The organism is Shewanella sp. POL2, assembly GCF_000282755.1.
Lineage (GTDB): Bacteria > Pseudomonadota > Gammaproteobacteria > Enterobacterales > Shewanellaceae > Shewanella > Shewanella xiamenensis.
Window position 1 is genome coordinate 15,401 of the sequence record NZ_AKZL01000046.1, and the last position, 21,664, is coordinate 37,064.

Genomic DNA, 21,664 nt, shown 5'->3' on the forward strand with positions numbered 1-21,664 from the left:
ATTGTTCAAGGAGAGCGCTCAAGACTCTCCTTGAGTGCTTACCCGCTGACGAGTCTAAGGAAAGATAATGTCGGAAAAAGTCCCCTGCACAGCCTGCAAAACCTTAATTATGCCAAGCACCGCCGAGCGAAACGCAGGCTTATGTATGCCCTGCAAAAACGGCAATCGTGAAAATATCGAACAGGCAAAAGCCTATTACCAAAAGGAGCGGGAATTAGATAAAACCTGCCCTTTTAGAGCGCTGTGGCGAGATATTGTGGTGCGGGTGCACGATGATAATCAAGGCTTTCACACGCTAAGCGAAGCAGCGCAGCACTATTACGCCGTCAATTGTCTCTCTGGCGAAGTCTACAACGGCGGCTTTATCCAATACTTCGATAACTCATCGGGCGAGCATTATGCTGTTGCCGAGCGCGGCCTTCAGCAAATTGGCGCTTTGCACTCGTTAGCCCTATTACAACAGGCTAAACAGGCGGTATTTGGCGACCATCCCGTCCCGACCGACAGAGACCAACGCCTTGCCGCAACCGATAATCCAGTAGCCGAAGCCCGACTCAATCAACTCGATGATGAGTTTTATAAAGATTTGGATAATCTTGATATCAAGCTAGAAAGCTATGCAATACAAACGGGATTGGTTAACGCAATCGAATGATTGCGGGTTTATTGTGAGTACTTTACGCAAATAATTAAGCGATACTTTTCAATAATCTTTTTAAGTTTAAAGTCGTGGGGCTTCACCCCACACCCGACCAAGAGGGGAAAAGCGCCTGTTCCCCTTTTGGCTTATTTATTAAACATGGCCCGGCGTCCCCGACGGAGTTGAAAGCCCCTTGTGCTCATTGCCAAATTTGCTATCGCTTCCGAAGGATGCATCCCTGCACCTGCGAAAGCTAGCTCGCCATCCATGGCAAGACTCACGCAATTTGTCTATTCGCCCTGCGGCAACTCCGAGGGGAAAGTGTATTCTGTAACTTCGGTGTTGGCCGTTAACCTCAAGAGAGTCATCGGTATTGCAAAATTTAACAATGGGTGTCTCGATTCATTCCGTTACAGATGCAATTGCAGTTCTGCGATAAATCGCTCAACCCGAGTAACACTAATTTATGATATAACTCGTTGAATTATGTGATTAGCACTCATAATTGAACAACACCTAATCAACAAAACCTCCAACAGAGGCATTCATGACAAATGCATTCCCATTAATCGTTGAGTTACCAAAAGTTATTTCTACAGTAGGATGGAACTGGGAAACTTTCAGTCCAGATATTCAAGATTTAAAAGAGTTTTGGATTGGAACTGATTTGAATGGAAATCGCTGGCTTACAAAGCTTAGAGGCTCTTTCTATGCTTACCGTGAAATCGTTTTTACTCACATAGCTCAATCAATGGGAATATCCTGCCAGTCCTCTACATATATTATCCTAGACTCTGAAAGCGCAACTATTCTTGGTGGGCAAGCTGGTGATGTACATAGTGCTCATTGGTTTATTGAGGAACATTCAATTGAACCATGTAGTGATAGCTGCCCTTATCATCAATTGAAGCATACCCCAATATTTACCATAGAGGATTTATATCTAATTAATATACCTAATATTTTAGATTGGCCTAAGAGCGAATTTCTCGCGTACCTCTTAGGTGCTAATGAAATATCTGACAGGTTATTCACAAAAAACCATGAATTAGTAATCATCGATTCGGAACAAATGTTTTCAACAAATCACCATAAATTTAACACTCTAAATTGGTGGTTCAATCATGATAAAACCCCTTCTTCAACTGGAAAAAAAATGGTTAAAGAGATTTGCGCTAAGTTTGCATCTTTAAATATCACGGATATAAAAAAAGCACTAACCGTTCCAGCAGGAATTACCATTCCAAAAGATAAACTTAAGCATGTTTCATTAATTATATGGAATAGCTATGAGTATGCAAAAAATTACTCATAAAACCGTAAAGGTAACGAGCCAAATAATAGATGCGTTAAAAGTTTATCAAGTCACCCATTGTTAAATTTGTCAATCTGGCAGTAAGCATTACTCGGTTTGCTTTGCTTGACTTGCAAAAAATACAAAAGCTGAAGGAGTTCACCTTCCCCTGCGAAGTTGCTGAAGGGCGTTGAAGACTCTTTATTAAAAAGATAGCGCGTGACGCAGACAGGACGTCTGCGTAGCTTTCGGGGAAGGGGCGAATGAAAATCGGTGATTTTCGAGCTGATGAGCGAGAGGCAGGGACTGCCGAACTGGAGTGCTTTACAGGGATGTAAAGCGGGCCCATCGGAAGCGTTAGCAATTTTCGAATAAGCACGAAGCCACTAACCAATGCATGTAACTTCGCTAGGGTGAGTGCTGCAACGCAGCGATACGAACGAGAGCCATGGATGGCGAACTGGCAGTTAAACATGGACGTTGTTCGGCAAGGAATCTTTATTAAAAAATCATGGGGTGAAGCCCCACGACTTTGATTTGCTTTAAAAGCTATCAAACCAAGTTTAGATAAACCTCCTTGTCGGAATCCCGACAAATACCCCGCCTTGTGATCCTCACAGTGCTGCAATCCGTAATGTTCAGCAATATCCCATCGCGAAATGTGTAACCGCGACAGTCATCCACCAGAGTCCACCTAATGCAATTACGGCAGAAATCACAGCAGCAATTACAGCACTTCCATACGGTTAGGCTGATTTTAGGCGATCAGCTTAACGCCCAGCATACTTGGTATCAGCAAGTCGACCCTAAGGTGCTGTATTTAATCGCAGAATTGCATCAAGAAAACACTTATGTGACGCACCATGTGCAAAAGGTCTGCGCGTTCTTTAGTGCCATGGCGCAGTTTGCCAGCGAGCTTGGCGCTGCGGGGCATCAAGTGCATTACCTCTCCCTCGACGATACCCAAGACTTTGCCGATCTTAATGCCCTACTCCAACACTATGTCGCCGAAACGGGGGCGATTAAGTTTGAATATCAACGGCCTGACGAATATCGACTCCTTGTGCAATTAAGCCAGTTGAAGTTGGCCAATGCCGTGGTGAATTGCGTCGATACCGAGCACTTTTTATTGCCCTTTGCCGAGATTGATAGGGAATTCCCCCAAGGACAGCATAGACTGATGGAGCATTTTTATCGGCGAATGCGCAAAAGATTCAATATCTTAATGACAGATGGCAGGCCCGTAGGCGGACAATGGAACTTTGATGCCAACAACAGGCAAAAGCTTAAATCCCAAGATATCAAATCGCTCCCAACACCCTTGATGTTTGGCCACAATGTGCAAGACATTCTCGAGCGTCTTCAACGCCATGGGATTAATACTATGGGCAAGGCGGATACGCATTTACTCTGGCCGATAAACCGCGCGCAAAGCCTCGAATTACTAAAACATTTTTGTGAGTATTGCCTGCCCGCCTTTGGCCGCTTTCAAGATGCGATGACCCAGCAACATCCGGCGCAGTGGAGCCTGTACCATAGTCGGCTGTCCTTTAGCCTAAACGCCAAATTAATCAGCCCATTAGAAGTGATCAATGCGGTGATTGAGCACTATCATGCCAACCCTTTTATTGAGATAGCTCAGGTCGAAGGTTTTGTTCGGCAAATCCTCGGCTGGCGTGAATATGTACGCGGTATCTATTGGGCCAATATGCCCAACTACGCCAGCATTAATGCCCTCGAGGCCACGCGCAAGCTGCCCGACTACTTTTGGCATGGCAAGACTCGAATGAATTGCCTGCACCACGCCTTATCTCAGTCACTGGATTATGCCTATGCCCATCATATTCAACGCTTAATGGTGATTGGCAACTTCTGTTTATTGACCGAAATAGCCCCCGATGAAGTGGATAAATGGTACTTAGGCGTGTATGTGGATGCGATTGAATGGGTCGAAATGCCCAACACTCGTGGCATGGCGCTATTCGCCGATGGCGGCATCGTTGGTACTAAACCTTACGCCGCCAGCGGCAGTTATATCAATAAAATGAGTGATTACTGCGGCAGTTGTCATTACAAGATAAAAGAACGTAGCGGCGAATCAGCCTGCCCATTGAACAGCCTGTATTGGCGCTTTATGGATAAACACCGCGCACAGCTCACCCATAATCCACGCATCGCCATGCTATACCGCACTTGGGATAACACTGAGGAGTCGGTTAAACAGGCAATTCTGGCCACTGCGGAACAGCATCTAGCGCAACTTGAATGGCTATAACGACTGAGTATTGAGGAGAAAAGCCATGCATATTCTAGTACTGGGCGGTAGCGGTGGTATAGGTCAAGCGATGGTCAATAAGCTTGGCGAAACCTATCCCGAGGCCAATATTCATGCGACCTATAAACATCATCGGCCCGATACTGGGCGAGACGATGGCGTTATCTGGCATCAGTTGGATATCACTCTTGAGGAGGAAATTAAGCAACTGAGTCAAAATATCCCCCAGTTAGATTGGCTGATTAACTGTATTGGCATGCTGCACACCGAGGATAAGGGGCCAGAAAAAAGCTTACAGACCCTCGATGGGGACTTTTTCCTGGATAATATCAAGCTAAACACCCTTCCCAGCATGCTGCTGGCAAAACACTTCTACCATGCCTTAAAACAAAGTAACTCAGCAAGATTTGCGGTGATTTCGGCCAAAGTCGGCAGCATAAGCGATAACCGCTTGGGTGGCTGGTACAGTTATCGCGCCTCGAAAGCGGCGCTGAATATGTTCCTTAAAACGCTATCGATTGAATGGCAAAGAAGCATCAAACACTGCGTGGTGCTGTCACTGCATCCCGGCACCACAGATACGCCACTATCCAAACCTTTTCAGCAGAGTGTGCCCAAAGATAAATTGTTTACACCAGAGTACGTAGCCCAGTGTTTAGTGGGCATTATTACCAATGCCACCCCAACTCAAACAGGGCAATTTTTGGCCTACGATGGGGTAGAACTGCCTTGGTAGCGACACAAGCGTTTAGCACTGATACAGATAAACCTTGGCACCTCTTAACCCTGGCAAAAGTAGGCATAATTGATGCGGCCACCTAGCTCCCATACGGCGGTCCAGCCGTTCACATCGCTCATATAGCTGAAATAAATGGCATGGGATTCAAGGCAAGTTTCTTGGAAGGCAGCTTTATTGTCGTTAATAAACTGCGCTGAAGTCGCCAAAATATCACAGCACTCCTCATCGTCGGCAACTAACCAGATAAAGTCTTCGCGGCAATCATCCCTCGCAACCATCTCTTCGGGGGAATATAAGTCCAGCTTTTGCTTGAGAGTTTGCCACTGCTCGGGCGTGATATTGCAGGAGATCGCCAGTTTATCAAGCACCCCAGCACCGCCCGCCCAAAAGGATAAATCAAAGTCTAACTGCTGCGGCTCCGGGGCAAAGCCCAATAGATTTTCAACCACTTGTAAGCTTTTAGCTAAATCAGCATCGGGCCTGCGATAACGCACCTCAACACCATCATACTCACGCATTCCACGCCTCCTTCCTTGAGCGAATACTCGTTTACTTTAGCGGCCCGTTTCACTCACCGGTTTCTTTAATAACTTACGCTGCAAGGTACGGCGGTGCATACCCAGTTGCCGAGCGGTAGCCGACACATTGCCCTGATTAGCATTGAGCACCTGCTGAATATGTTCCCACTCCAGCCGTTTAGGATTAAGCGGTGAGTCGTCAACATCATCTTCTTGCAAGGTATTAGGGTAAGCATCCAGCTCAAAGGCAGCTAGCAGGGTTTGGGTATCGACGGGTTTAGCCAGATAGTTATCGGCACCAAGACGAATCGCCTCCACCGCGGTAGCAATGCTGGCGTAGCCCGTCAGTAGCACCATCACCACTTTGGGTAACAAATTACGCAGCGGCACAATTAAACTCAGGCCGTTGGCCTCGGCCAATTTCATATCCAGCAGGATATGGGTTGGGCAACACTCCCGCGCCACCAGCAGGGCACTACTGGCATCGTGACTTAAACGACATTCAAACCCATGGCGGGTCAAACGCCGCGCTAAAATACCTGCAAGCGCTTGATCATCTTCAATAATCAATAGCCGTTTCATACTGTTTCTCCAGTTGGTACTTTAGGCGCCAAGAGTGTAAAACGAATTTGCGCCACTGTGCCGCCTTGGGGATGATTTGCCAGAATAAGCTCCGCCCCTAAACGCTCCAAGCTAGCATGGCTCAGTAACAAGGCCACGCCTAAGCCTTTAGGGCTTTCGATTAATAAGGTGCCTAATTGTGGCAATAATGAAGGGGCGATACCCGCGCCATAATCACGGATCTGCAAATAAGCCTGCCCCTCGCTTGGCGAACAATCGACGCTAATATCCACCTGCGAAGTACCTATGGTTTCGACACTGGCGCGGGCGGCATTTTCAATCAAGGCCATAATCGCGGGGGTTAAGCTCATATCGGTTAAGATCTGCTTTTCTTCTAGCAGCTTAGGCTCACAGGTTATCAACCAATTGAGTTCTGTTTGCGGCATCAATAACTGGGTTTTCTGTTTTAATCCAGCCACCAGCTCAGTGATATTTTGAGGCCGCTGACGACGGTCACGAATCGACTCGGTCGCCAATCGCAGCTCCGCCAAGGTGTGCTCACAACGCCCCAGTGCGGTTTCCATTTCAACTAAGGTTATTGAGGGTTCAGGGGTTTCTTCCCTTAACTCATCGAGCAATAAATGCAGTGTTGAGAGTGGTGTAGCTAATTGATGGGCCATTTGCGCCGACACAGTACCGAGCGCCACTAACTGCTCCTGCCGCAGTTGTCCTTCGCGCATATAGGCAAGCTGCGCATCCTGACGGCGCATCCGTTTGGCGATCAGTGCCACACTGGTGGTCAGCACTAAGGCTGAAATCACAAAGTTAAACCACATGCCTAAATAGTGGGAACTCATATCCATGCCATGGTGCTGCATCTGCGACTCTGGCACGGTAAAAATCATCAGGCTATAGGCAAGCGTTGATATCGCGGTCAAGCTCCAAGGCGCCCAAATAGGCAATGTGACCGCAGCCAAGGCGATAGGTAACAATAATAGCGAAATAAACGCATTGGTCGCCCCGCCCGAAAAATACAGCCAAGAAATCCAAAACAACGTATCCAGACTCAGGGCAATAAACAGGCCGCGCTCTTTCGCAAACAAGGGTTTACGTAATGCTAATGTGAGCGAAAGATAGAGCACCTCCAGCACAAACACGTGCATGAGCGGCTCCATTTGCAAACTCAGGCCAAAGGTATCGGCGGCAAACAACGTCAAACCAATTTGCAGCAATAAACCTAAGGTGCGCAGCAGCGCGACTTGGTCGGCCGCTTGCAGATTCGCTCCTAAAATTTTAACCATCATTATTCCTTAAGCTTAAGGCCAGCAGCCGCAAGTGCTGCACTGGATTGAGCGAGCGCCTGATTAAGCCCTGCGCTAAATTCCAACTCAGAATAAATGCCCAGCGCCGCTAAACGCCCGCAACTTAAGGTGCAGTTCTGCGGCCTTTTAGCGCTATCCATCGGTGTCATTTCTGGAGTTAAATGCGCAGTATCAATTGCCAATAACTCACCTAAGCCCAGTAGCATTTGGTACTTAGTCATGGTTTGCGGCGCACTAAAATGATAAATCCCTGACACATCGGCAGCATGTAATTGCCGCTTGATCAGCTTAGCGATGGCGCCAGCAATATCCGCCGTCGAGGTGGGCGAGCGAATGGCCCAAGCATCGACCCGCTGCGGCCTGCTATCTAACAATTGATTGATTAACACTAATACCGCAGATTCGCTCAGTTGAGTCACTTCGCCGTAGAGGATCGGTAAACGTAATACCGCAAAACGGCTGTCGGTATTCAGCACACAGGTTTCGCCCTGTAATTTAGACTCACCATAAAAGTTAACCGGATTGGGCGCGGCATCTTCGGCATAGGGCGGCGTTGTGCCATCAAACACATAGTCGGTTGAGATATACAGCAGCCAAGCTCCATGCTGTTTAGCGGCCTTTGCGAGGGTTTGGCTGGCGCTAAGATTAAGCGTCAAAGCCTGCTCAGGCGAGCGCTCGGACACATCGGGGCGACGCTCTGCGGCGCAGTGCACGATAACCTCTGGCCGTTCTTGGGCAATAAAGGCTTCTACTGTAATAGCTTGGGTTAAATCGAGCCGATGGATATTCGCCTCGGCGCGGCTAAAGCCGGTGGCAATCACCCGATGCCCTGCGGCAGTTAACTGTTTAACGACCGCCCTGCCGAGTAATCCGGTTGCGCCCGTCACCATAATATTTGCCATATTGCCCCGCGATACTTAGCCACCCATTTGGCGGATAATTCTAAAAGCTTTTCATATTCAACGCACTTGTTTACTCTTATTTGCCCGTACTTAAGCTGATTTGGGTTTATCCCACTCGACCTGATTAACAACAAAAGGCTGAATTTGACTCAAGCACTTCCCCTTATCCTCGCAGGCCCGATGCTGCGCCACTGCGATGCCTCGCACTTTACCCTCTGGTTTGTGAGCCGCGAGCCATTGACTGAATTACAACTGGCCTTAGGGGAGCAAAGCTATGGGTTAACAGAGGAAGAAGTGCATTGCATCCCACTCGGCAAGCACGCCTTTCAGTATTTGATTAGTGTGTCGCGACCTACACTGCTTACGCCTGAAACGGCTATTCCATACCGCGTTTCGGCTAAGGGGATTGGCGATATTTTCAATGGTGTCAATGGATTGCACTATAGCGGTGCCGACTCACCCCAGGTTTACTTTTGCACCGAACTCAAACAGGTATGGCATGGCTCATGCCGCAACCCCCACCACCATAGCGAGGATGCCTTAGTCGCCGCCGATACTAAGCTAGCAACACTTATCGATAAGGATTCGCAGCAGCGCCCAGCCCTGTTAATGCTCAGTGGCGATCAAGTTTATGTGGATGATGTGGCTGGCCCCATGTTATGCGCCATTGGTCAGGTGATCGAAAAACTCGGCCTGCACCATGAAGCCTTTCACGGCGCCACTATTGCGGGAAGCGAGGCAATCCGTTATCAAGCCGATAGCTTGTACTTACGCCATAAAACGCTGCTGCCACGTACCGAATATCCCGCCAAAACTGCGCTTTGGCGCTGGTATGTCAACCATCCGATATTTACCTCATCCATCGCAGAAAACCATTTAGTTAGCCTGAGTGAAATGATCGCCCTATACCTACTCACTTGGTCGCCCGAACTATGGGAGTTGGTTGATTTACCCAAGGATGTCGACGGTCTCTCTGCCGCCAACAAGCTGCGGTGGCAAAAAGAATGGCAAAACTTACTGGCCTTTAAAGCGGGACTCACTCAGGTTAGGCGCCTGATGGCGCATATTCCCGTGTATATGATGTTTGATGACCATGACATCACCGACGATTGGAACCTCACCGCCAAGTGGGAGCAGGCGGCCTACGGCCATGCCTTTTCGAAGCGAATTATTGGTAATGCCTTGATTGCCTATACCTTATTCCAAGGTTTAGGTAACGCACCGAGCCAGTTTGATGCAGAGGTTCGACCGTTGTTAGATGGTTTTTTCGCCCGCCCAGCGCCAGAAACCCAAGATGAATTAATCGATCTATTACTCAAATTCGAGCAATGGCATTACACCTTAGACACTTCGCCTAAGCTGGTTGTGTTAGATACCCGCACCCGCCGCTGGCGCAGTGAATCTAATCTCGCCAAACCCTCAGGCCTAATGGATTGGGAAGCCTTAATGGATTTACAACAGGCGCTACTTGGTCAATCTAAGGTCATTATCGTCTCGCCCGCGCCGATGTTTGGGGTCAAAGTGATTGAGGCAGTGCAACGCATCGCCACTTTTATGGGCGCTTCGCTGCTGGTCGATGCGGAAAACTGGATGGCGCATCCGGGCGCAGCCAATGCTTTGCTAAGCATCTTTATGCACCGCAAGACCCCAGAGCAATTTGTGATCCTCTCGGGGGATGTGCACTATTCCTTTGCCTATGACATCAGCATTCGCTTTCGCCGTAGCAGCCCAAAGATTTACCAAATTACCTGTAGCGGGATTAAAAACCAGTTCCCCGAAAAACTGCTGCCACTTTTCGACAAGCTCAATGGTTGGCTTTACGGCCACTTCTCACCATTGAACCTATTTACCAAGCGAAAGCGAATGTCATTACGGGGCAGACGGCCAAATGGCGAACGGAGCAAGCGTTTAGTCAACCGCAGCGGCATCGGCATTTTGGTATTAGCGGATAATGGCGAGCCCACTAAAATTGCCGTATTACATGGGGATATGAGCGAAACTCGGTTCGAACCACCGAGGCAAGAATAGCTTATTGCAACGGTTCAACACGCTTTTCAACCACGGCCGAATTAGCTGGCGTTACCGCGCTATCTTCTTGCTTGGGTAAGCTCTGATTAAATAGCTGTGACTCGGGACGCTTTAGCGGCGAGGTATTATCTAACATCTGATCCCAAATGACCTTTGGTGAGGATGACGATTCGGCTTTACTCTCATCCTCCTGCATGATCTCTGCACTTGGCTTTTTGGGTTCGATTACCGCACTCGCTTTACGGATCTCTGTTGTCAACTCATGAACATAAGGATGTTTCGTCCAGTTACCAACATACATGGCGCCTAAAAGCACTGCGAGACAGAGCAAAATTGAAATGATTGCAGATTTGGTCATGCTATTACTTCCCTCAAACAACCAATACAAGACTCCTTACTGCTAGCGAGCGTAATTCCGTCTGTATTCTTATCATCGCTGAGAAAACCACACAATCATATTGCACTAGCCCACTTTTTTCATTGTGGCAATAATGCTTTCCGCTGACTAAAGCGTTAATCCATCACATTGAATATCGTGCGTGCGACCACTGATTGGATCGACAAAACGTAATCGCTGCGCTAAGAGTTGTAGTGGCTTGGTAAAATCATCCGGCCCTTTAGGTAATAATGTCGGATAAAAGCGATCATTTAATAATGGCATACCAAGACTTTGCATATGCACCCGCAATTGGTGAGTTTTACCGGTAATAGGGCTTAAATGAAATAAACCAAACTCGCCTTTAATCGCAACCAAGCTTATCTCCGAGTGAGTATTTGCCATGCCTTCAACTATTTTCATGGTAAAACTGGGTTCGCTGCGTTGCATGCGATTTTTGACCGTCCAATGCTTTGGCAAAGTTAATTCGCCACTGGCATATTGTGCCAAAAGTCCAGGAGTGAGTTTGGCAATCGCTTGATAATCTTTACGGATCGCATCATCGATAAATAGCTGATGATAAATATGCCGCGTCTCTGGGCGAGTCGTCATCAGGATTACGCCAGCGGTTTCCCGGTCTAACCTATGGGCTGGAGCGATAGTGTCTATCCCAGTGCTTAAGCGTAAACGGTGCACTAGGCACTCATTGACATAATCGCCGCTGGGGGTGACGGGTAAAAAATGCGGTTTGTAGGCCAAGATGAGGTTGTCATCTTGAAACAAAATCGGCGACTCGAAGGGGACTTTCGCTTCCACTGGGACTTCACGGTAGTAATATGCCCTCGCCGTCGGGCGATAGGCGGTATCTAATCCAATTAAGCTGCCGTCTTGCCAATGCACTTTGCCATCGAGGATGCGCTGACGCCAAACTGCTTCGCCAATATGGGCATAATGCTCGATCAAAAAAGAAAATACGGTTGGTTTATCAACCACTTCTAGGGGGAGAACCACAAAAGAAGGTTGGGCGGCACGGGCGGTTTGAGTCATAGAAACAACTAGCGGCGATAATGAGCCGCTATTTTAGCCTTGGTGTGGTTTTTCAGTCCACATGGGACTTGATAAGTTGTAATACAAAATCCATGGTTTTGTGGCAATCGGGTTGATTCACCAGCACCAGCTTATCGCGGTTATACATGGGCAGCACTTCTAACCAACGTTGGCTCACCCAAGCCGCATCCTCTAAATGCACTTGGGAATACAACTCCAGTAAGTCAGGGTTCACCTCATAGAATTGTTCAAGGGCAGCACTGATCAGTTCGAACTCCCCTTTTATCGGCTCTTCTTGCCAATTTTGGCAAGGCAAAGTGCGGGACATCCACAGCTTATCTTTTGCTTGCGCCGCTGAGAGAATGCTAACCCTTTGGCGCCCCTCTAACACTATGCTGAGGGACTCATCTTCCAGTTGGTTGAAATCGATGATGTCGCACTGAGTGGCTGTGGGATAACAGGGAGGAGTACCACTGGGTTTCATCGCCGCAAAGGCTAAATGATATTTGCCTTTCAAGACATCCGCGACCATACGTAATTGACCCGGTTCGACCACGCGGACTTCAATCCTTCCCTGTGGCAGCAACAAGGCATCGCGCATAATTAACGCCATTTCTCGTGTTTGCATAGCAACCTCCTGCCCACTGACATCGGAGCGAACAAAAATTAGCCACTCCTTATTAATTTAGAGTGTAGCAGGAGAAATAATTTCCTTCCTAAAGTCGCTGACAGCAAAAAAGAATTTAGGCTTGCTTGCCGCTCTTTCCTTACAGCGGTGCTAAGTGTTCGGCAATATTTCCTTTTTCGTACACCTCGGCAAATTCATCGGCTAGGCGTTCGCTAAAGGCAACAGAGCGGCGCCAATACTGCATCCGCTGCGACGTATCCAATTGCTTAAAGTCTTCACGGTCGGGCACCTTACTAAAAGGTAACGAAGCCACAAACTCCGCCGAAGGCGCCAATACCAAAGCGTTATCGTAATTGGTGCGTGCACGGCGCCAGGTTAAGGATTTATCAAACCATCCGGGGCTCATATGGGGATAAAAATGCGGATACAAGGTTAAACCTGTGGCATGGGATAAGGGCAAATCGAAGTGGTAGTCGGTGATGCCGCCATCATAGTATTGCCCCGCGGGCGCGCCATCAATCCGTGAGACTGACGCAAGCACTAATGGAATAGAACCCGTTGCCAACATCACAGCATCCATATTGGCCTCGGTGAGCCTCGCCTGCTGGCTGGGTAAATCGTCAAGTTGCTTAAAAGGTGATGCTGCCACTTGCTGGCTAAACACCACCCGCTCGAAATGCCAGCCCAAGGTTTTGCGGCTAATGAGGTTGGTCGCAGCCGCCATCGCTAGCCCAGCCGCTAATGGCAATTTATGGCTAAGACGATTGATGTGTTTAGCGCGGCAGGCAATTAAGTGACTATGAATAAAGGGATGATTGACTATCTCGCGCCCACCCGTCTCGCCAAGAATACCTTGGACTATGCCCTTTACCTGCTCGCTCACCTCATGCGGCGTCGGTATGGTTTCATACCGCTGGCCAATGTAGTAATCCTCTAAACGTGCGTAGGCTTGTAGTGGATCCTGCTGCGCCAAACAGGCTAAACGCCAGGCGCCAGAGGATGCCCCTAAGGTGTATAGCGGCGTTTGTCTATCTTTAAAAAATTCAGCAAAAAGATACTTATCAAGACCCGCAATCCCTAACCATTTGGGTCCACCGGATGCCGCCAATAGTTGTGTAAAAGCATCGGGATGCAGACCTTGCTCCCTGATAATGTTAAAGGCCGTAGGACCTGCAAGAAAGCGTAATGCGGGCAAAACTTAACTCCTTAAAGTGCCTCAAACCTGAGGCTTTCCGCCATTAAAACACAGCCGCCAAGCGCGATAAACCTTCAGCAAACCTAATGGATCTAGATGATTTTATTCACTTAGCCAATCATATGAGCTGTGGCGACATATTCGACTAGCTTTAAATGATTATCTAGAACAGTAAGCTCTGAGTTAGTTCTTTTCTGTCTAGATGTAACAATTGTTACAGTGATAACCTTCGCCCTATCGAATTGTTACTTTCGTTGGTTCAATGTTTTCGTTCCAGCTTAAGGTTAATCCACATTGAGAGGTTTTATGCGTCCAGCCGTTATCGCATTAGCAGTATCTTCAACTTTGGTTTTTCCTGTCGTACACGCAGAAGAACAGGCCAGCAACGTTGAGAAAATTGAAGTCGTCGGCTCGCGGATCGCCCTGCGCACCGCAACCGACAGCGTTGCCCCCGTCGATATCATTACCGCGGAGCAACTCGAATCCACTGGTATGACCGAAACCGCTAAGGCGCTGCAATTTGCCGCGCCAAGTTACAGTTTCCCCTTCTCATCGGTGACCGATGGCTCAGATGCGGTGCGTCCTGCCAGCTTACGCGGCCTGTCGCCAGACCACACGCTAGTACTGGTAAACGGTAAACGCCGCCATGGTTCGGCGCTAGTGCATTTAAGTGGCACTGTCGGCAAGGGTTCATCTAACGTTGATTTGAACGCAATCCCGATGACATCCATTAAACGCATTGAAATTCTGCGTGATGGCGCCTCGGCGCAATACGGCTCAGATGCGATTGCTGGTGTTATCAACGTAGTCTTAAAAGACAACGACCAAGGCGGTAGCGTCTCGGCTCAAGCGGGCCAAACCTATCTGGGTGACGGTGAACAATGGCGCGTAGGTGTGAACCACGGGATGAGTTTTAACAACGACGGTTTTGTGAATATTGGCGTCGAAGCCCACCATAAAGACAGCACCAACCGCGCAGGCTTAGACCCTCGCCAACAATACCCTAAACTGCCAGATGGTTCTGCTGATCCACGCGAAGCGACTTTCAACCGCAAGAGCCACCAAGTGGGCGACGCCGAATACGATAACTTAGGCTTATTTATCAACGCGGCGCAGCCTTTCTCAAACGACAGCAAACTCTATGCCTTTGGTGGCATTAGCCAACGTGAAACCAAATCCGGCGCATTTTATCGCCGCGCGCTCGATGGCCGTAACTTGACAGAGCTGTATCCCGACGGCTTTTTACCGCAGATAAATCCTAAGATCATCGACTCATCATTAGTCTTAGGCTATGAGTTCACCCTCAGTGAATGGAATATCGACACTTCTGCGGGCTATGGCGGAAACTCGTTCGAATACAACATTGTAAACACCCTAAACGCATCACTCGGCCCAGACAGCCCGACGGAATTCGATGCTGGAACCCTGTCCACCAGCGAAGCAAACCTAAACATCGATGCCTCGCGCTACTATAACTTCGCCAATGACTCAGAGATTTTAGTGGCGACGGGTGTCTCTTGGCGCCAAAACGGTTATCAGATTGAGGCGGGCGAACCGGGGTCTTACATCAATGGCGGTTATGATAACCGAGCAGCGGGTAGCCAAGGCTTCACTGGCTTTACGCCTGAATCAGAAGTCGATGAAACTCGCGACAATACCGGTGTTTATGTCGAGCTTGAAAACCAATTAACCACTGAGTTTTATTGGGCGGCAGCGCTACGTTACGAAAACTATTCTGACTTTGGTGGCAACACCAGTTGGAAGCTCGCGGGTCGTTACGACTTCACTGACCATTTAGCGCTGCGCGGCACAGTAAACACAGGCTTTAGAGCGCCGAGCGTACAACAGCTGTACTTCAGCAATATCTCGACCCTGTTCAATCCTGATCCGACTGCGGGCCAGTTAGTGCCTATCGAATCAGGCACCTTCAACACCTTATCGCCAGTCACTAAGGCCCTTGGCATTAACGAGCTCGCCCCAGAGCTGTCGCAATCCTTCAGCTTAGGTTTGGTCTACACCAATGATACGGGTTTAGCGTTGACCTTGGATGCCTATCAGATTTCAATCGATGACAGGATTATCCTCTCAAGCTCAGTGACGCCAAACGACTCACCCGCAGTTGCCGCAGCGCTGGCCAATACCAATGCGGAATCGGCACGTTTCTTTATTAACGCCGTCGATACCCGTACTCGCGGCGTTGATCTAGTAGTGAGCCAAGATTTTGATATCGGCTCTTGGGGCGATTTACGGGCGAACTTAGCCTATGCCTACAATAAGACTGAAATCCAAGATATTCATTTCCCTGAGATTTTGGACGGACTCGGCCCTAAACTCTTCGATAATATCGAACAAACCCGCATGACCTCTGCCACGCCGCACAATACGGGTAACCTAGGTCTGACCCATGAATTAGGTGACTTTAAGACTAACATTCGCCTCAGCTATTTCGGTGATTACACTGTGGGTTACTCAACGGGTGATGTGAATTACAGCGACCAATGGGTGATGGATTTATCCGTACGCTACGCCGCAACCGATGCTTTAAGCTTCACCGCTGGCGTACAAAACTTGTTTGATGTGTATCCTGAAAAACGCCCAGATGACAATAACTTCAATGGTATTTTCGTCTATCCATTAACCAACACGCCGTTTGGATTTAATGGGGGTTACTACTTCCTCGAGGCTAAGTACACTTACTAAGCCGCAAACCATCAAAACAGGCCATTTATGGCCTGTTTTTTATGTCTATCGCTTATGTTCTAACGGCGGTGAACTGATTATAATCTTTACAATTCACTCATTTACTTACGCCATATCGAGTACCCCATGATTGTCGATACCTTAGCTAATCGCCATATTTATCAATCACTCAGCCCACGCATTGCCACGGCATTAGCACATCTTGCCAGCACAGACTTTAGCCAACTGCCCGTTGGCAATTATCCCCTCGATGGCGAGGATATTTTCGTGATCGTCAACGATTACCACACCAAGCCACAATCGACGGAACCCTTTGAAGTACACCAAAAATACATCGATGTACAGTATGTGGTCAGCGGCGAAGAAGAGTTTGGTTATCTGCCATTGGCCGACCAGACACCCTCAAAACCTTATTTCGAAAAGCACGATTACGCCGAGTTTGATTACGAGTCGAATAAAGCCAACGCCTCCTACATTCAACTAAAGGCAGGGATGTTTGCGCTCTTTTTCCCTGGCGACATGCATATGCCCGGCACGAGTGATACACCGACAGCGGTGCGTAAAGTCGTGATAAAAGTGAAAATCTAAAATCTGAGTCAACAATGCCTAAGTTTTGACAGAAATAGCCGCTTAAGGTGCAGCGATATGCGCTTTGGCTATTTCCGAATCCGACGAAATATTGTTAAAATTGCCACAAATTTAAAGGAGAGTCCCTGAAATGCCTATGTACGTTGTCGGTCACAAAATCCCCGATTCTGATTCAATCTGTGGTGCTATCGCGTTAGCTTATCTAAAAAACCAAATCGGTGAAGAAGCCGTTGCCGCACGTTTAGGTGAGTTATCACCCGAAACCGCTTTTATTCTGGAGCGTTTTGGCTTTGAAGCGCCAGAATACAAAACCAGCTATGCTGGCGAGCAGGTCTACATTGTTGACCACTCTGAACTGACTCAAGCACCAGACGATATCGCCAAAGCGACTATCGTGGGGATTGTGGATCACCACAAACTAGGCGATCTGACCACTGATACGCCATTAGAGTGTTGGATCCGCCCTGTTGGTTGCAGCAATACGGTCATTAAGATGATGTACGACTTCCATCAAGTCGCCATCCCTAAGAACATCGCTGGCATTATGATGTGCGCTATTCTGAGCGACACAGTGATCTTCAAATCACCGACTTGCACCACAGCTGATATTCGCTGCGTTGAAGCCTTAGCCGAAATCGCAGGCATCGAAGACTTTAAAGCACTGGGCATGGAAATGTTCAAAGTGAAGTCTGCCGTTGAAGGCACGCCGGCACGCGACCTCGTGATGCGCGACTTTAAAGACTTCAACATGAACGGTAACTTAGTCGGTATCGGCCAATTAGAAGTAATTGATCTGTCAGTATTTGATGCAATCAAAGCCGAGCTGGAAGCCGATATCAAAGCACTGAAAGTTGAAGGCAACCGTCACAGCGTACTGTTACTGCTGACTGACATTATGAAGGAAGGCTCAGAGCTGTTAGTGGTTTCTGACGATGCCGATCTGGTTAACCGTGCCTACGGTAAAACCCCAGTCGATGGCAAAGTGTGGTTAGACGGCGTATTAAGCCGTAAGAAGCAAGTTGTGCCACAACTGCAGGCCGCTTTCGCTTAAGCGCCCATTCAGTTGTCATGCATAAAAAGCCGAACTCAGTTCGGCTTTTTTGTGCCTTAAAAATGTTCCACTCCTTAAAATCGGCATGAAACTTTGCTCATAAAGCTATCCTAAATTTGGCTGCGCCGAGTAAGATGGGATGATTCATTCTCGCACTCTGTTTTAATCATGCCAGAAGCCTTACAACACCTTATCACCGAAATGACACCTTGGTTGCAGCAATACGGTTATCTGCTGCTCTTTGTGGCCATTGCCGTCGAGGGATTTGGGATTCCTGCACCGGGACAATCATTACTGATTGTCGCCAGTTTACTCGCTGCAACGGGGCAAATGTCGCTGTCATTAGTCCTCATCGTTGCCTGCATCGCCGCCCTGAGTGGCAACAGTTTGGGCTACTTTATCGGTCGCCGCTTCGGTGAGGTATTGCTGCGAAAAGGTTGGATAAAGCCGCAGCTTGAGGACAAGATCCACAGTGTGATTGGCCAGTATGGCATTGCCGCCTTAGTACTCAGCCGCTTTGTCGAAGGGCTTAAGCAGTTTATGTTTATAGGCTGCGGGCTAGCCAAAATGCCCTTTAAGCAATTCGTGATGGGAAACCTACTCGCCACCAGCATTTGGGTGACTCTTTTTGGTCTAGGGCCAGTGTTAATCCGCGATGAAATCGCCCCAATACTCGCGTTTTATCATCAACATAAATACCCTACATGGGCGATCGTTAGTCTGTTGCTAATCTCGTTACTGCTGCTAAGTTGGCGTAAATGGCAAATGAAAAATCAATAAAGTGCGCACTTCCATATGCTCATTTTACCGCCGAGATTGTGGTAACCCAATTGTAGTAATGAGTTACTCATTCTCAACTTTAGGTCGAGGTGGCGTTTCCTCTAGCGGTTGATGCTCATTCGCTGGATTAGCCTGTGGCGATTCTTCCTTTACACCTTCCCGCGGTGGCAATTCCAAGGTTGATTCTGTCTTAATCGGTACTGGAGGCTCTGGTTGCTGTGATGGGTTTTCAGCTTCAGCAACAGGTTCAACAATAACCACAGGCTCGTCTGGAGTACTCGTTTGGCCACTGGTTGTATTTGTGGCTTCAGGCTCTGGCGCAAGGGTGGCTAAATCTTCATTCGCTGGGCTTTCAACCGCATGTTTAGGCAATTGATTTCGATATAAATCAATCATACCCATCACCTCGGACAGCGCCTTAGCGTGATCCGACGTTAAGATCCCATTATGCCCAGAGACAATTTCATCGGACACAGCGAGCACCCAAACCGCCTGCATATTGGCATCGGGACAGGTCTGCACACTGCGCCTTGCCTGTAAGCGGGCTCGAATTTTCCAGCCCGAATGCGGCAACGTCATCATACAACCGGGAAGCTGATCGTGAGCCATTAATGCTGAAGGCATTTTCATCGGCGTAGCACAGTTACCGCCTGAACATTTATCGATATCATGGGTTATAGCCCAAGAGTTACCCAGTGCCCGTTCGCCATCTTTTATGTAATTAAACGCCTCTTTTACCGCAAAATCGCCCTTAGATTGCAACACCACCATACTCGGTTTTTGCCTATCTAAGCTCATCAAAGTATCGAGCGGCTTAAAATCCTGCGCTGGCGCTGCTGGGTTTAACAGTAAGAATAGATTCGGGTTATCTTGCTCAGTATCGATAGCCGCCTTAATTCTATCTTTGCTGGCGTGCAACACGACTAAGCCACCAAGACTATGACCGATAACGGTATAACGCAGTAACTGATGCTCAGCGACCAATCCATCCAATTTATCCAGTAACTGCGATAAACCCGTTTGCCCTATGCGTTTTGCTACGGCTTTACGCTGCAAAATAGTCGGGAAATCCAATGGTTCAATCCAACTAGTAGCATCATCCGAACCATCGAGCCAGAAAGGATCGTACTTATCTCCCCGCCAGCCGATGTATAAGCCGAGCAAGTTTCGTTGAGAATCAGAGGCCGCCATTTGCTGATAAAACTGCTCGAAAGCGACAAAGTTTTCATCCTTGGGATTGGCACTATGGTGCCAGCCATGGACAAAAATCAGCAACTCAGGCGCAGTGCCATTATTGGGTTGTAAAATCCGCGCCTTAAGCGCTTGCCATTGTCCATCATTGTGGGGCTGGCCTTGATCGTTAAATTCAATCACATGCAGATTTTGCTTGGCTGTATCAGGGCCGGGCATGTGGTAGGCTTGGTCGGGAATAAAAGGAAGCAAAATACCGAGGGACAACAACATTAAAAACAGTAACTTGTACTGAGTAAACTTCTTAAGGCTCATTTATGACAACTAAATTGTGGCCAGACTAGGCCAATAAAGACACGCTGCTGGGGCTAACAGCAAATTGGCCAAATTATACGCTAACCCCAGATTCCCAGCTAGAGCGGAAATAACCTTTTATCACAGTGCTCACATCAATCTTAGCGCCATGTGTCTGGCAATTTCACTTGGCTCCAAAGATCGGCGCACAATGGTGTAGTATTCTGCCACTGACCACTCCCTATCCATTTAACTAAAGCATCACCGACTTGCGGATAGGCAATGGGATTTGGCGATGCGGCCTTAAGCCAACGCTTAACCGCGCTGATATCTAAGCTCATCATACTGTCACCCGCGCCCAATAATTGTAGCGCTGCCACATTCGATAGCTGCTCGAATTGACCAATCAGCGGCTTGACCAACAACTTTTTACCTAAGGTCAGCGCCTCACTCGCCAGCTCAAATCCGGCATTACCAATCACACCGCCGCAAGTCGCTAAGTGCTGTTTAAATCCATCACGATTAAACCCATGCCATTGAATATGATCGGCAATGCGTTTGGTAGGCTGCTTGGCGTGATACACCAAAAACTGATAATCCGTAAAAGGCTTAAAAAAGTCGGCAATCACATCCGCCTCTTCGAAGGGTAAATACACCAATATTTGATGGGTATGTTCAATAGGGCTGACATCCACTTCGACAAAGGGAGGCAAGATCGGAAAACCAAAATGATGCCAATGGCATCCTAAAGCCACATCCACCGGTGCAAAGTAGTTGAGTAGTAACTCATTCAACCAAGTGCTTCCCAATTTAGGCACAGGATGAGTCAATGCAACTTGGTGGCTTATCCCAATCGAGGGGACTCCCTGGCGCCTCGCCGCCCATGCGGATACGGGTTCAAAATCATTTAGAACGAGGTCATAGCAACTCAGATCCAGCGCTTGAATATCCTTAAGCAACGATAAGGAACAATTCTGCTTCACCGTTTGCGTGATATTGACTCGCCCTGAGTGGGTCGCAAAGGTCATTCCCGCCTGTACGCGATACTCCCCAAAACACTCCATATCGAAAAAATCTTCAGGCTTGCGCCCCGAAAACAAAAAGTCGACTTGAATATTGTGCTCAACTAAGGCCTTTGCCATCACTCGAGCACGACTTAAATGACCATTCCCTGTGCCTTGAACTCCGTAGAGTATTCGCATTGCTTATCCTTTAACTGTGAATGAAATAGTAGTGAATCAAGGAGGTATCCAACGAATGAGTGCCTGATTGTGTTAAATCACGGGATGCACAAGCAAAACAGCCCCCGTACCTAACAGAACACCGGCGACAATATCTGAGGGGTAATGCACCCCAAGCGCAATACGTGAGGCACCAATACAGAGCGCCCATACGTAAGCAAAAGGCGCAGCCACGGGATACACCTGCGCCACACTTGTGGCCATCACAAAAGCGGCTGCCGTGTGTCCCGAAGGTAGGCTAAAACGATCTGAGGGTTCAAAGCCGCTTTCAAACCCAACCAAGGCACACAGGGG

Annotated in this window: 20 protein-coding genes; 9 read left to right on the plus strand and 11 right to left on the minus strand. The window is 48.2% G+C overall.

The annotated features are described in order from the left end of the window. Positions 1 to 67: 67 nt before the first annotated feature. From SHEWPOL2_RS13315 to SHEWPOL2_RS13330, 4 genes are all read left to right on the plus strand, one after another. Positions 68 to 655 (plus strand): DMP19 family protein, encoded by a 588-nt coding sequence (locus SHEWPOL2_RS13315; RefSeq protein WP_037428954.1) that lies wholly within the window; start codon positions 68 to 70, stop codon positions 653 to 655. Positions 656 to 1,187: 532 nt separating this feature from the next. Continuing rightward, the gene (locus SHEWPOL2_RS13320) at positions 1,188 to 1,955 is read left to right on the plus strand and encodes a hypothetical protein (protein ID WP_037428957.1); all 768 of its coding nucleotides are present in this window, start codon (positions 1,188 to 1,190) and stop codon (positions 1,953 to 1,955) included. A gap of 676 nt (positions 1,956 to 2,631) precedes the next feature. After that, positions 2,632 to 4,209, plus strand: coding sequence for a cryptochrome/photolyase family protein (locus tag SHEWPOL2_RS13325; protein ID WP_037428959.1), 1,578 nt, complete (start codon positions 2,632 to 2,634; stop codon positions 4,207 to 4,209). A 25-nt stretch (positions 4,210 to 4,234) separates the two neighbouring features. Then, the gene (locus SHEWPOL2_RS13330; protein ID WP_037428963.1) at positions 4,235 to 4,945 is read left to right on the plus strand and encodes an SDR family oxidoreductase; all 711 of its coding nucleotides are present in this window, start codon (positions 4,235 to 4,237) and stop codon (positions 4,943 to 4,945) included. A gap of 44 nt (positions 4,946 to 4,989) precedes the next feature. Here SHEWPOL2_RS13330 and SHEWPOL2_RS13335 read toward each other — a convergent pair whose 3' ends face one another. Genes SHEWPOL2_RS13335 through SHEWPOL2_RS13350 form a run of 4 tightly spaced genes read right to left on the minus strand, consistent with a single transcriptional unit; the run spans position 4,990 to position 8,251 of the window. Further along, positions 4,990 to 5,466, minus strand: a complete 477-nt coding sequence (locus tag SHEWPOL2_RS13335) for a hypothetical protein (protein WP_037428966.1) — start codon at positions 5,464 to 5,466, stop codon at positions 4,990 to 4,992. Between the two features lie 36 nt (positions 5,467 to 5,502). Next, complete coding sequence (locus SHEWPOL2_RS13340; protein ID WP_037428969.1) at positions 5,503 to 6,048, minus strand: response regulator; 546 nt, start codon at positions 6,046 to 6,048, stop codon at positions 5,503 to 5,505. Further along, positions 6,045 to 7,328, minus strand: coding sequence for a HAMP domain-containing sensor histidine kinase (locus SHEWPOL2_RS13345; protein WP_037428971.1), 1,284 nt, complete (start codon positions 7,326 to 7,328; stop codon positions 6,045 to 6,047). Before SHEWPOL2_RS13345 ends, SHEWPOL2_RS13340 begins: the two co-directional genes overlap by 4 nt. Before the next feature lie 2 nt (positions 7,329 to 7,330). After that, the gene (locus SHEWPOL2_RS13350) at positions 7,331 to 8,251 is read right to left on the minus strand and encodes an SDR family oxidoreductase (protein ID WP_037428973.1); all 921 of its coding nucleotides are present in this window, start codon (positions 8,249 to 8,251) and stop codon (positions 7,331 to 7,333) included. A gap of 180 nt (positions 8,252 to 8,431) precedes the next feature. Here SHEWPOL2_RS13350 and SHEWPOL2_RS13355 point away from each other — a divergent pair, with 180 nt between their 5' ends. Then, complete coding sequence (locus SHEWPOL2_RS13355) at positions 8,432 to 10,279, plus strand: alkaline phosphatase D family protein (RefSeq protein ID WP_050991364.1); 1,848 nt, start codon at positions 8,432 to 8,434, stop codon at positions 10,277 to 10,279. Position 10,280: 1 nt separating this feature from the next. Here SHEWPOL2_RS13355 and SHEWPOL2_RS13360 read toward each other — a convergent pair whose 3' ends face one another. The 4 genes from SHEWPOL2_RS13360 to SHEWPOL2_RS13375 form a co-directional block, all read right to left on the minus strand. Then, positions 10,281 to 10,637 (minus strand): hypothetical protein, encoded by a 357-nt coding sequence (locus SHEWPOL2_RS13360; RefSeq protein WP_037422696.1) that lies wholly within the window; start codon positions 10,635 to 10,637, stop codon positions 10,281 to 10,283. Positions 10,638 to 10,784: 147 nt separating this feature from the next. Further along, the gene (locus SHEWPOL2_RS13365; RefSeq protein ID WP_037428975.1) at positions 10,785 to 11,702 is read right to left on the minus strand and encodes a pseudouridine synthase; all 918 of its coding nucleotides are present in this window, start codon (positions 11,700 to 11,702) and stop codon (positions 10,785 to 10,787) included. 52 nt (positions 11,703 to 11,754) lie between these two features. Continuing rightward, entirely contained in the window at positions 11,755 to 12,330 is a 576-nt protein-coding gene (locus SHEWPOL2_RS13370; protein WP_037428976.1) for an LON peptidase substrate-binding domain-containing protein, read from the minus strand. A gap of 139 nt (positions 12,331 to 12,469) precedes the next feature. Continuing rightward, complete coding sequence (locus SHEWPOL2_RS13375; RefSeq protein WP_037428977.1) at positions 12,470 to 13,525, minus strand: hypothetical protein; 1,056 nt, start codon at positions 13,523 to 13,525, stop codon at positions 12,470 to 12,472. Positions 13,526 to 13,831: 306 nt separating this feature from the next. Between SHEWPOL2_RS13375 and SHEWPOL2_RS13380 the strand changes: the two genes are divergently transcribed. The 4 genes from SHEWPOL2_RS13380 (at position 13,832) to SHEWPOL2_RS13395 (ending at position 18,644) form a co-directional block, all read left to right on the plus strand. Then, on the plus strand, positions 13,832 to 16,225 hold the full coding sequence (locus SHEWPOL2_RS13380) for a TonB-dependent receptor (protein ID WP_037428980.1): 2,394 nt from the start codon (positions 13,832 to 13,834) through the stop codon (positions 16,223 to 16,225). A 126-nt stretch (positions 16,226 to 16,351) separates the two neighbouring features. After that, entirely contained in the window at positions 16,352 to 16,813 is a 462-nt protein-coding gene (locus tag SHEWPOL2_RS13385) for a YhcH/YjgK/YiaL family protein (protein WP_011624946.1), read from the plus strand. 130 nt (positions 16,814 to 16,943) lie between these two features. Continuing rightward, complete coding sequence (locus SHEWPOL2_RS13390) at positions 16,944 to 17,864, plus strand: manganese-dependent inorganic pyrophosphatase (protein WP_037428981.1); 921 nt, start codon at positions 16,944 to 16,946, stop codon at positions 17,862 to 17,864. Positions 17,865 to 18,032: 168 nt separating this feature from the next. Then, entirely contained in the window at positions 18,033 to 18,644 is a 612-nt protein-coding gene (locus tag SHEWPOL2_RS13395) for a DedA family protein (protein ID WP_037428983.1), read from the plus strand. Between the two features lie 63 nt (positions 18,645 to 18,707). Here SHEWPOL2_RS13395 and SHEWPOL2_RS13400 read toward each other — a convergent pair whose 3' ends face one another. The 3 genes from SHEWPOL2_RS13400 to SHEWPOL2_RS13410 all read right to left on the minus strand — a co-directional run. Then, on the minus strand, positions 18,708 to 20,150 hold the full coding sequence (locus SHEWPOL2_RS13400; protein WP_037428985.1) for a hypothetical protein: 1,443 nt from the start codon (positions 20,148 to 20,150) through the stop codon (positions 18,708 to 18,710). 140 nt (positions 20,151 to 20,290) lie between these two features. Beyond that, complete coding sequence (locus SHEWPOL2_RS13405; protein WP_037428987.1) at positions 20,291 to 21,331, minus strand: MJ1255/VC2487 family glycosyltransferase; 1,041 nt, start codon at positions 21,329 to 21,331, stop codon at positions 20,291 to 20,293. Between the two features lie 72 nt (positions 21,332 to 21,403). Then, a partial coding sequence (locus SHEWPOL2_RS13410; RefSeq protein ID WP_037428993.1) for a phosphatase PAP2 family protein occupies positions 21,404 to 21,664 on the minus strand: 261 nt, incomplete at its 5' end.

Excerpts from the sequence above, each read along its gene's own strand:
- SHEWPOL2_RS13405 (WP_037428987.1), bottom strand. The coding sequence starts at position 21,331 with ATGCGAATACTCTACGGAGTTCAAGGCACAGGGAATGGTCATTTAAGT.
- SHEWPOL2_RS13370 (WP_037428976.1), bottom strand. The coding sequence starts at position 12,330 with ATGCAAACACGAGAAATGGCGTTAATTATGCGCGATGCCTTGTTGCTG.
- SHEWPOL2_RS13320 (WP_037428957.1), top strand. The coding sequence starts at position 1,188 with ATGACAAATGCATTCCCATTAATCGTTGAGTTACCAAAAGTTATTTCT.
- SHEWPOL2_RS13365 (WP_037428975.1), bottom strand. The coding sequence starts at position 11,702 with ATGACTCAAACCGCCCGTGCCGCCCAACCTTCTTTTGTGGTTCTCCCC.
- SHEWPOL2_RS13395 (WP_037428983.1), top strand. The coding sequence starts at position 18,033 with ATGCCAGAAGCCTTACAACACCTTATCACCGAAATGACACCTTGGTTG.
- SHEWPOL2_RS13340 (WP_037428969.1), bottom strand. The coding sequence starts at position 6,048 with ATGAAACGGCTATTGATTATTGAAGATGATCAAGCGCTTGCAGGTATT.
- SHEWPOL2_RS13380 (WP_037428980.1), top strand. The coding sequence starts at position 13,832 with ATGCGTCCAGCCGTTATCGCATTAGCAGTATCTTCAACTTTGGTTTTT.
- SHEWPOL2_RS13330 (WP_037428963.1), top strand. The coding sequence starts at position 4,235 with ATGCATATTCTAGTACTGGGCGGTAGCGGTGGTATAGGTCAAGCGATG.
- SHEWPOL2_RS13390 (WP_037428981.1), top strand. The coding sequence starts at position 16,944 with ATGCCTATGTACGTTGTCGGTCACAAAATCCCCGATTCTGATTCAATC.
- SHEWPOL2_RS13315 (WP_037428954.1), top strand. The coding sequence starts at position 68 with ATGTCGGAAAAAGTCCCCTGCACAGCCTGCAAAACCTTAATTATGCCA.
- SHEWPOL2_RS13360 (WP_037422696.1), bottom strand. The coding sequence starts at position 10,637 with ATGACCAAATCTGCAATCATTTCAATTTTGCTCTGTCTCGCAGTGCTT.
- SHEWPOL2_RS13345 (WP_037428971.1), bottom strand. The coding sequence starts at position 7,328 with ATGGTTAAAATTTTAGGAGCGAATCTGCAAGCGGCCGACCAAGTCGCG.
- SHEWPOL2_RS13355 (WP_050991364.1), top strand. The coding sequence starts at position 8,432 with ATGCTGCGCCACTGCGATGCCTCGCACTTTACCCTCTGGTTTGTGAGC.
- SHEWPOL2_RS13325 (WP_037428959.1), top strand. The coding sequence starts at position 2,632 with ATGCAATTACGGCAGAAATCACAGCAGCAATTACAGCACTTCCATACG.
- SHEWPOL2_RS13350 (WP_037428973.1), bottom strand. The coding sequence starts at position 8,251 with ATGGCAAATATTATGGTGACGGGCGCAACCGGATTACTCGGCAGGGCG.
- SHEWPOL2_RS13400 (WP_037428985.1), bottom strand. The coding sequence starts at position 20,150 with ATGAGCCTTAAGAAGTTTACTCAGTACAAGTTACTGTTTTTAATGTTG.
- SHEWPOL2_RS13385 (WP_011624946.1), top strand. The coding sequence starts at position 16,352 with ATGATTGTCGATACCTTAGCTAATCGCCATATTTATCAATCACTCAGC.
- SHEWPOL2_RS13335 (WP_037428966.1), bottom strand. The coding sequence starts at position 5,466 with ATGCGTGAGTATGATGGTGTTGAGGTGCGTTATCGCAGGCCCGATGCT.